General features: G+C 69.6%; 10 protein-coding genes. 8 read left to right on the plus strand and 2 right to left on the minus strand.

Going from position 1 to position 9,020, the window contains the following annotated elements; translation table 11 throughout:
- A partial coding sequence (locus VHU88_20420; protein ID HEX3614065.1) for a TetR family transcriptional regulator occupies nucleotides 1–359 on the minus strand: 359 nt, incomplete at its 3' end.
- A gap of 161 nt (nucleotides 360–520) precedes the next feature.
- Here VHU88_20420 and VHU88_20425 point away from each other — a divergent pair.
- Both VHU88_20425 and VHU88_20430 read left to right on the plus strand, forming a co-directional pair.
- Nucleotides 521–1,441 carry a diiron oxygenase gene (locus tag VHU88_20425; protein ID HEX3614066.1) on the plus strand — a complete coding sequence of 307 codons (921 nt, stop codon included), beginning with the start codon at nucleotides 521–523 and terminating at the stop codon, nucleotides 1,439–1,441.
- Between the two features lie 21 nt (nucleotides 1,442–1,462).
- Nucleotides 1,463–2,608, plus strand: coding sequence for a hypothetical protein (locus tag VHU88_20430; protein ID HEX3614067.1), 1,146 nt, complete (start codon nucleotides 1,463–1,465; stop codon nucleotides 2,606–2,608).
- A gap of 252 nt (nucleotides 2,609–2,860) precedes the next feature.
- On the opposite strand, the gene VHU88_20435 is transcribed toward VHU88_20430, so the two are convergent.
- On the minus strand, nucleotides 2,861–3,712 hold the full coding sequence (locus VHU88_20435; protein HEX3614068.1) for an aminotransferase class IV: 852 nt from the start codon (nucleotides 3,710–3,712) through the stop codon (nucleotides 2,861–2,863).
- Nucleotides 3,713–3,739: 27 nt separating this feature from the next.
- On the opposite strand from VHU88_20435, the gene VHU88_20440 reads away from it, so the two are divergent.
- From VHU88_20440 to ltrA, 6 genes are all read left to right on the plus strand, one after another.
- Nucleotides 3,740–4,219: a Fur family transcriptional regulator gene (locus VHU88_20440; GenBank protein HEX3614069.1), complete on the plus strand. Its 480-nt coding sequence runs from the start codon at nucleotides 3,740–3,742 to the stop codon at nucleotides 4,217–4,219.
- Nucleotides 4,209–5,213 carry a folate-binding protein gene (locus tag VHU88_20445; GenBank protein ID HEX3614070.1) on the plus strand — a complete coding sequence of 335 codons (1,005 nt, stop codon included), beginning with the start codon at nucleotides 4,209–4,211 and terminating at the stop codon, nucleotides 5,211–5,213. The genes VHU88_20440 and VHU88_20445 overlap by 11 nt, the downstream gene beginning before the upstream one ends.
- Nucleotides 5,214–5,322: 109 nt before the next feature.
- Entirely contained in the window at nucleotides 5,323–5,847 is a 525-nt protein-coding gene (locus tag VHU88_20450; GenBank protein HEX3614071.1) for a hypothetical protein, read from the plus strand.
- A gap of 124 nt (nucleotides 5,848–5,971) precedes the next feature.
- Nucleotides 5,972–6,388 carry a helix-turn-helix transcriptional regulator gene (locus VHU88_20455; GenBank protein ID HEX3614072.1) on the plus strand — a complete coding sequence of 139 codons (417 nt, stop codon included), beginning with the start codon at nucleotides 5,972–5,974 and terminating at the stop codon, nucleotides 6,386–6,388.
- Between the two features lie 38 nt (nucleotides 6,389–6,426).
- Nucleotides 6,427–6,987, plus strand: a complete 561-nt coding sequence (locus VHU88_20460; protein HEX3614073.1) for a hypothetical protein — start codon at nucleotides 6,427–6,429, stop codon at nucleotides 6,985–6,987.
- A gap of 578 nt (nucleotides 6,988–7,565) precedes the next feature.
- Nucleotides 7,566–8,906, plus strand: coding sequence for a group II intron reverse transcriptase/maturase (gene ltrA / locus VHU88_20465; protein ID HEX3614074.1), 1,341 nt, complete (start codon nucleotides 7,566–7,568; stop codon nucleotides 8,904–8,906).
- The last annotated feature ends 114 nt before the right edge of the window (nucleotides 8,907–9,020 follow it).

Genomic DNA, 9,020 nt, shown 5'->3' on the forward strand with positions numbered 1-9,020 from the left:
AGGTTCGGGTGGTCCTCCACCCAGCCGAGATGCTGATCGATCGCGCCGCCGATGATCGTCAGCGCGCTGCCGCCCCCGGCCAGCCCGGCACGGATGCTCTGCCCCAACTGGTTCGCGACGTGCGTCGAGACGGCGAGATCGAGCGCCGGCTTGCCGTCGAAGTGCCGGTAGACGTGGGTGCGCGGGACGCCGGCCCGGTCGGCGATCTGCGCGGTCAGCACATCGGGGCCGTGCTCCTCGATCGCGGCGACCGCGGCATTGATGATCGACAGCCGGCGCTCGCGGCGGTGTGGGTCCCAGCGGGTGGAGCGTCCGTCCCGTACGGCGTCGTGCCCCTCTACGCGTGTCTTCGCCGGCATCCGTCCAGGTTAGGGCGCGCCGCGGGTGTCGGCGGCGGAAATCCGCCCGGCGTGGCGGTACCCGTTACAGCTTGTCAGCTGCAAATCTAGGTGCTACACCATGTGATAGGAACCCGGTCCGCGGGTTTCCGGTCGACCAGTCGAAGAGATCGGAACACACGATGACCGCAGCGCGTGCCGCCCGGGCCACCGTCGCGCCGGATCGGGATCAGGTCCGCAAGACCGCCGTCCGGCTGCTCAGTTCGTCCTCGCGGAACTCCTACGACCCGGACCTCGACATCGACTGGGACGCACCGGTCGAGCTGGACATGACGTTCATGCCGGTCGAGCGGACCTCGCTCTACGGCACCGACCTCTGGGACCGGATGACGGACGAGCAGCGGCGCGAGCTGTCGCGACAGGAGCTCGCCAGCGTTGCGTCCACGGGCTTGTGGTTCGAGATCATCCTGGTCCAGATGCTCGCGCGGTGGGCGTACCACCAGGACCCGCAGGACCCGCGCACCCAGTACGCCCTCGCCGAGATCGGCGACGAGACCCGGCACGTGCTGATGTTCGCCAAGGCGATCGCCCGGATCGGCGCGCCGACCTACCGGCCGCCGAAGCTCGTCCATCAGTTGGCCCGGCTGTACAAGGCGACGGCGCGCGGCCCTGCGTTGTTCGCCCCGGTGCTCGTCGCGGAGGAGATCACCGACCGGCTGCAGCGCGAGACGGTCAATGACGAGTCGGTGCACCCGCTCGTGCGGATGGTGAGCCGGATCCACATCGTCGAAGAGGCGCGGCACGTCAGGTTCGCGCGCGAAGAGGTCGCGCGGCAGATGGCCGATCTCGGGCTCGTCGGCAAGGTGATCACCAACGTCTCATCCGCGGTCGTGGCCAGCTTCGTGGCGAGCTCGCTGATCAGCCGCGATGTGTACGAGCACGTCGGGCTCGACCCGGACGAGGCGGTGCGCGCCGCCCGCAGCAACCCGAACTGGCACGAGTCCCGCCGGTGGATGGCGGAGAAGATCATGGCCTTCCTGGACGAGCAGGGCATGCTCACCTGGTACACGCGCCCGATCTACGAACTCGCGCACCTGATCTGATTGGCAGCTCATCATGGGTGGATGAGCGAGGGCGAGCACCCGCCGGTCGGCGATGCTGAGGTTCTCGAGATCGGCGCGCGGCGCGACGCGCATCGGCTGGCCTGGCCGGCTGCCGTCGTCGCGTTGGCCGGGACGCTCGTGGCCGTTGTCGTGACGAACTCGGGCGGCGCGCCCGGCAGTGTCGGTTCGCGCTCCGGACGCGGTTCGGATACACCGACCGCCCGCACCCGTGTCGGCCATCCACTGCTGCCCGTGCGCGGCGGCTGGGACTTGATCGGCCGTGGCGACCGAGTGCTCGTCGGCATCGACCTCGCTGCCGGCGAGATCACCACGACGCCCGTGCCCGAACTACAGAGCACCGGGCCGGTGGCACTCATCGCCGGCCGCGACTGGACGATGATCCGCCCCTCGGACTACGTGCCGGGCTACCTGATCCGGGACGGACGTCCGACGCACGCCCTGACCGGGTTGCTCAGTAACGGAGGTCTCGCATCTCCCGGACCCGACCCGATTCACGTCTGGGTCCTCGCCAGCGGCAGCCGACCGGAACGGATCGCGCGGGTGGGGATCGACGGCCGCCCCACCGGAGTGCAGATACCGGTGCCACCCGGCGGTTCGCCCGACGCGCTTCCCGATCAGACGGGGAACCTGATCTTCGAGGCCGATGACGGCTGGTACGACGCGCGGCCTGACGGCACGACGCGGATCACGACCGGCGCGCTGCTCGCGGTCGGCCCGAGCCGGTGGCTGACCAGCGAGTGTGGACGGCACCGGTCCTGCGCGACGATGCTGATCAACCGCTCGGACGGCGCGCGACGGACCCTCGACCTTCGCGTTCCGGATCGCGATGCGCAGCCGGGCGTCATCTCGCCCGACGGTGGCTTCGCCGTGCGCGAACTCGATCGTCGGCACCCCGCGCTCGAGATCATCAACCTCGCCACCGGCTCCGAGCACGAACTTGCGATCCCCGTCGACCCGTTCGCCGCCCTGCAGCGCGAGTGGCCGGTCTGGTCGCCGGACAGCCGGTGGCTGTTCGTCATCGACGCGACCGGCCACCTCGACGCGGTGGACCCGCGCACCGATCAGGTCGTCGATCTCACCAGGCGGCTCGGTGCCGGCATCCCCGTCCTCCGTCAGCTCGCGATACGCGATCCCGGCGATGGCTGAACGCGCGCCGGACAGCAAGCAGCCCCCGAGTCATGTCCGATCGACGGATCGGGGTCGGCTGGACTTGGCCGACGACTCGGGGGCCGGGTGACTGCCAGGAATTGCCTTCCCACCGCGCGCTGGCGGCGGGCGCAAGGCCCAAGCAGGTCCGATGCGCTTGCGGTGGTTAGCTGGAAGCCACCTCACGTGTCCAATAAGTACTCAAAATCGGACCACCTCCTCTCTCGTGTACATCCACCGTAATGCTCGTTGTCAACCGCTGAACCCGGCCAGTCGGCGGACCTCGGCGTCCACGTCCGGCACCCGGCTGCGCGCCACGCCGTCGAGTTCGACGACGTCGACCGGACCGCGCACGCTCCCGATCAACCAGACGACGTCAGCGGCGTGCAGGTCGGCCACGCTCGCCGTCGTTTCGGCGGTGGCCCAACCGGCTGTCGCGGCCCGCTCGAACAGCAGTCGCTGTGTCGTGCCGGCCAGGATGCCGGTGTCGCCCGTCGGGGTGGTCTGCAGCGTGCTGCCGTCCCACCAGGCGACCGACCCGGTCGGTGATTCGAGCACCACGGCGTCCGAGCTGATGAGCACGGCGTCGTCCGCGCCGCGCCGCGAAGCCTCTCGTTGCGCAGCCATGTTGACCGCATAGGACAACGTCTTGACGCCGCCGAGCAGCCACGACGCGTCGGCGAACGCGTCGGACGGGAAGCCGCGCGACAGCGTGACGACCTTCAGCCCGTCCCGGCGCTGCCGCGGGTAGTCGGCGGGCAGCGGACCGATGGCGACGAACCCGCTCGGTCCCTCGCCAGGCGCGCCGCGGGTGAGCAGCACCTTCATCGCCGCCTCGCCGGGCGCGGTCCACGCGGCGGCCGCCTCGGCGATCAGCGCCTCCCACGCCGGACGGTCGAACGGGATCTCCAGCGCGGCAGCGGATCGGGTCAGCCGCGCCAGGTGCGCGTCCAGCTTGTCGATCACCCCGTCGCGCAGCCGGCAGCCCTCGAAGCAGCCGTCGCCGCGGGTGACACCCGGGTCGTCGACCCGGATGACCGGACCGGTCGGGTCGACCAGGCCGGTGCCGAGGACGGCCACCACGGCGCGCTGGGCTCCCTGCACATCGCGAGGCTACCTACCATGGCAGCAATGACTGCGCATCAGCGAACGCACCCGGGCCCGACAGCGGCGGGCGAACTCGCCGCTCGGTTGCGGGGACTCGGGCTGCGGGTCACCCCCCAACGAGAGCAGGTGCTCGACGCCGTCCGCGCGCTGGGCCACGCGACGCCCGAGCAGATCTGCGAGTCGGTCGACGGGGTGGACGTGACGACCGTCTACCGCACCCTCGAACTGCTGGAGCAGATCGGCCTGGTGCGGCACGCGCACCTCGGGCACGGCGCGCCGTCGTACCGGCCGGCCGAGGACGATCACATCCACGTCGTGTGCCACGCCTGCGGCGCGGTCGTCGACGCGGAGCCGTCGCTCGTGGAACCGCTAGCCGAGCGGTTGCTGGCGACCGACGGGTTCGTGCTGGACCGCTCGCACTTCACCGTGTTCGGTCGCTGCCGGCAGTGCGCGGCGGAACAAACGCCGCCGGCGAAACGATCAGGTGTAGGACATGACCACTGACATCGCCGTTCCCGCCGCCGGCCGCGACGCCGGGGTGGCGTGGCACTACGGCGACCCGCTGCGCGAGCAGCGCGTGCTCAGCACCGGCGCCGGCGTCATCGACCGCTCCAACCGCGACGTCCTCGTCGTTCCCGGCGAGGACCGGCTCGGCTGGCTGCACTCGATCTGCTCGCAACACCTGACCGCCCTCGCCGATGGCGACAGCACCGAAGCGCTCGTCCTCTCCCCGCACGGGCACGTCGAGCAGCACTGGCAGCTGACCGAACTGGACGGCACCGTCTGGCTCGACACCGAGCCGGGCGCCGCGCCGGACGTCCTCGGCTACCTGCGCAAGATGCAGTTCCTCAAGCGGGTCGAACCGGCCGACGTGTCGGCCGACTGGGCCGTCCTGTCGATCGTCGGGCCGGCCACGCCGACGGTGCTTGCCCTGGCCCGGCTGCCGGTGCCGGAACCGGCCGGTCGGGCCGCGGCCGTGCCCGGCGGCGGATTCGTGCGGCGGATGCCCTGGCCTGGGCCGGACGCCGCCGACCTGGTCGTCCCGCGCGAGCGTGCGGAGTCGATTCTCGAGGCGCTGGTCGCGGCCGGTGCCGCCCGGACCGGGCTGTGGGCGTTCGAGGCGCTCCGCGTCGAGGCTCGCCGTCCGCGGCTCGGCTTCGAGACCGATCATCGGACGATCCCGCACGAGGTCGACTGGATCGGCACCGCGGTGCACCTCGACAAGGGGTGTTACCGGGGCCAGGAAACGGTGGCCCGGGTGCAGAACCTCGGCCGGCCGCCGCGCCGGCTCACCCTCGTCCACTTCGGCGGCGAGTCGGACACGCTGCCGGCCGCTGGGACACCCATCGAGGTGGACGGGCGAATCGTCGGCTTCCTGGGCACGGCGCTCCACCATCACGAGTGGGGCCCCATCGGCCTGGCGGTCGTGAAGCGCGGGCTCCCCCGCGATGCAATGTTGCGCGTCGACGGCCAAACAGCGGCCGAAGACCGGGAGTAACGGACATTTCTTGCCCAATCGCCCGGATGAGTTGCCGAGTTCACGCATCCTATTAGGGTTTGCTGCGTTGTCCTGGGTGAGTGCCTCCGGACGCAGAGGAAGAAGGCCGATGAGATTACGAGCCGTCATCGCGCTCGCCGCCGCCCTCATTGGCGCGGTGTTCTTCACTCCTGCGGTGCAGGCGCAGGGGTACCCGCCCGCCGGCTGTCCCGGGTCGCTCTCGGTCAGCACGACACATCCGCTGCCCGGTGAGACCATCACGGTCACCGGCACCGACTTCAGCCCGGGCGCGAACGTTCACCTGGTGATGCGCTCGCAGAGCTACGACCTCGGCACGTTCAAAGCCAACGCGCAGGGCTCGTTCACTGCCCAGGTCAAGCTCCCGGCCGGCGTCGTCGGGCGGCACCTGATCGTCGCGGTCAGCGGTGCTCCGCACATCACGCAGTGCGAAGGCGACCCGATCCAGATCCAGCCGCCGAACGGCACCAGCACCGGCCCGAACGGCCACCACGGCGGTAACTCGTTCACCGGTGTCGACATCCTGGTGATCGTGCTGATCGCGGCCGGCCTGCTCGGCGCCGGCGTTGCGCTGACCCGCGGTGGCAAGCGCCGCCACGGCACCGACACCGTCTGACCCGTCCGCCCAGCGGCGTTCGCGCACGGAAGCCCTGAGCACGAGACGTGGTTCGGCGCTGCCGTGACGCAGATCGCTAGCTAGCTGCTTGCAATTGCTAGCACTCGCGCGCGACACTGGACGAGTGATAGCCGAGGGGCCGCGCGACCAACCCGCAACCAGCGCCATAACCAGCGCGAAGCGCAGTGGTGCCGCGATCGGAGAGTTCATCCGGGAGCAGCGCCAGCAGGGGCAGGTCTCGTTGCGTCAGCTCGCCCGGCTCGCCGGCGTTTCCAACCCGTACCTCTCACAGATCGAGCGAGGGCTGCGCATATCGGCCGAGCAGCTCTACGTACGGGCCGGCATCCTGGAGTTCCGCGAAGGGAACCAGGAACTCGTCGCCTCGATCATCGGCGATCCCGATCTCGCTGAACGGCAGAAGCAGGTCCTGCTCGACATCTACGAGTCGTTCCGGCGCGAGAACGCACAGCTTCGCGCGGAGGCCGGCACCCCGGCCGCCGCATCCAGTGAACCAACAGCAGCACCCGCTGCTGCCGAGTAAGTCCCGCCACCGACATCACCGACAGGGAGTCAGTTCAGATGTCTATCGCAAGTGACCTCCGCGGCTACGCGGACAACGCCGTGACCCAGGGCAAGCAGGTGCTCGATCAGGCCCAGGCGCAGCTCAACGACGTCACCGGCCAGGCCAACGAGTTCTACGGCAAGACCCGGGAGAACGTCGTCGAGCTGGCGAACAAGGCCACCGGCGCCGTCAGCGACCTCCGGGTGCAGGCCGAGAAGGCCGTCAACCTGGACGCGATCAAGACCGCCGTCGAGCCGTACCTGACCCAGGTCAAGGGCTACGGCAACACCGTCACCGACCGCGTCGAGTCGCTCATCGCCGGCGTCAAGGGCGACAAGCGCGTTGCCACGCTGGTCGACACCGCGCAGGAGCGGGTCATCAAGCCGGTGCAGGAGCGCGTCGTCAAGCCGGTGCAGGAGCTGACCGGCCGCGGCAGCAAGCCGGCACCGAAGCCGGCCGCGAAGCCGACCGCCGCGACCAAGCCGGCGAGCAAGCCGGCCGCGACCAAGCCGGCCGGCAAGCCCGCCGCGGCCAAGCCGGCCGCGCGCAAGGCCCCGGCCCGCCGCGCCACCCGCTGAACCCAGTTTCGCGACACCGCGCCCCGCCCCGTATGAGGAGCGGGGCGCGGTCGTCTCTGCGTAGGCTCGTTCCGTGTTGCGTCCTGCAAGTTGGACCAAGCCTGCGGGTGTGAGTCCCGCCTGGGTAAGTACCGGAACGCCCAGTAGCAGGCCCCAGCTGTCGGGGGAGACCTTGGCGGCCGAGCGGGGTGTCGAAAGCCTCTTTGGAGGGAGCAAGATCGCGGGCCGTACTGCCACTCGGCGGGAGTCCTGCAGCCTCGTCAGACCCACAATGGGAGAGCCGAGCCGCTCATGTCACGGTGAAGGCCATGTCCGACACGCCCCGGTCCGGGGTTCGCGTGTCGGGTCTCTCCGGGGTACGGGGAGCGGCACGTGATCACGGTTTGGTTCGGAACAGGAGAGATCCGTCTGCTCGGCCGTCGTCTGGCAAAGACCCGAGGTATAAGCCGATGGTGAAGTCCGAGGGAGAGCAGCGGAAGTCCGACGGGGTCGTAGTACCGCTGATCGCCGGGAGGAACCCGGCGGGAGGGAAGGGCCCCGACTTTGATCACGCTCGCGGAGCGGGTAAGCGCAAGGGCATGACCGGGACCGCCCGGTCCAACTACCCCGATCCGACACCTCGGATCGAGAACGTGCGACGACTGCAACGCAAGCTATGGGCTGCGGCCAAGCAGTCTCCGGAGCGGCGTTTCCACGCCCTGTTCGATCGGGTTCATCGGGGTGACGTCCTGGTGGAGGCGTGGAGGCGGGTCCGGGCCAATCGGGGTGCTGCCGGTGTTGACCGGCAGACGCTGGAGCAGGTGCAGGACTACGGGGTCGAGCGGTTGCTCGGCGAGATCGCCGGGGACCTGCAGCAGGGTCGGTATCGCCCCGCGCCAGCCAGGCGGGTGGAGATACCGAAGGCTGATGGCGGCAAGCGGCCGCTGGGCATTCCGACGGTCCGCGACCGGATCGTGCAGCAGGCGGCCAAGATCGTGCTCGAGCCGATCTTCGAGGCCGACTTCTGCGAGTCCTCCTATGGGTTCCGGCCGCGACGGTCGGCGACCCAGGCGATGGAGAAGCTCCGTGTCGGGTTCATCCGGGGCGGGGTGTGGGTCGTGGAGGCCGACATCCGGGATTTCTTCGGCACCATCGAGCACGACAAGCTTATGGCGATGGTGGCCGAGCGGGTGTCGGATCGGCGGGTGCTCAAGCTGGTCCGCCTGTGGTTGCAGGCAGGAGTGCTGGCCGACGGGGGGTTCACGCGCACCATTGCGGGGACTCCGCAGGGCGGGGTCATCTCCCCGTTGCTGGCCAACATCTACCTGGACGGTTTCGACAAGCAGATCCGGGCTGCAGGGGTCGGGGAACTCGTCCGTTACGCCGACGACTTCGTGATCATCTGTCGGTCGCGGGCGGATGCCGAGGCCGCGCTGACCCTGTCAGGAGAGATCCTGGCCGGGTTGGGGCTGCAGCTGCACCCGGGCAAGACGAAGATCGTTGACCTCAGAGAGGGCCGGGAAGGGTTCGACTTCCTTGGCTGCCACTTCCACGCCCGGATGTCTGGGCGGCTGTGGGAGCAGCGCGGCATCGTGCGCTACTACCTGCACCGCTGGCCCAGCCAGAAGGCGATGAAACGGCTCCGGGAGAAGATCAACCACCGGACCTCACGCTCCCGTGTCGGGGTTGACGTTCGCGTCGTCATCGACGACGTGAACCCGATCCTGCGCGGGTGGGGCAACTACTTCGCCACCGGGAATGCCGCCGAGAAGTTCGTCCAGATCGACCGCTACGTCGCGTGGCGGCTCAAACGCTTGCAGATCAAGAAGCGGGGCCGCAACCTACGCGCCGGACAGGCCGCCCAATGGACGCCCGCCTGGTTCCACGACCAGGGCCTGCACAAACTGATGGGCACCGTCCGCTACCCGAAGGCTGCGTAACCATGTCAAGAAGATCATCGGTAAGCCGTATGCGGGAAAACCGCACGTACGGATTGAAAGGGGGATGGGGAACCAGCACCGCCACGCGGTCGCTGCGCCCCTGACTACCAATGG

It is taken from the genome of Sporichthyaceae bacterium (assembly GCA_036269075.1).
Taxonomy (GTDB): domain Bacteria; phylum Actinomycetota; class Actinomycetes; order Sporichthyales; family Sporichthyaceae; genus DASQPJ01.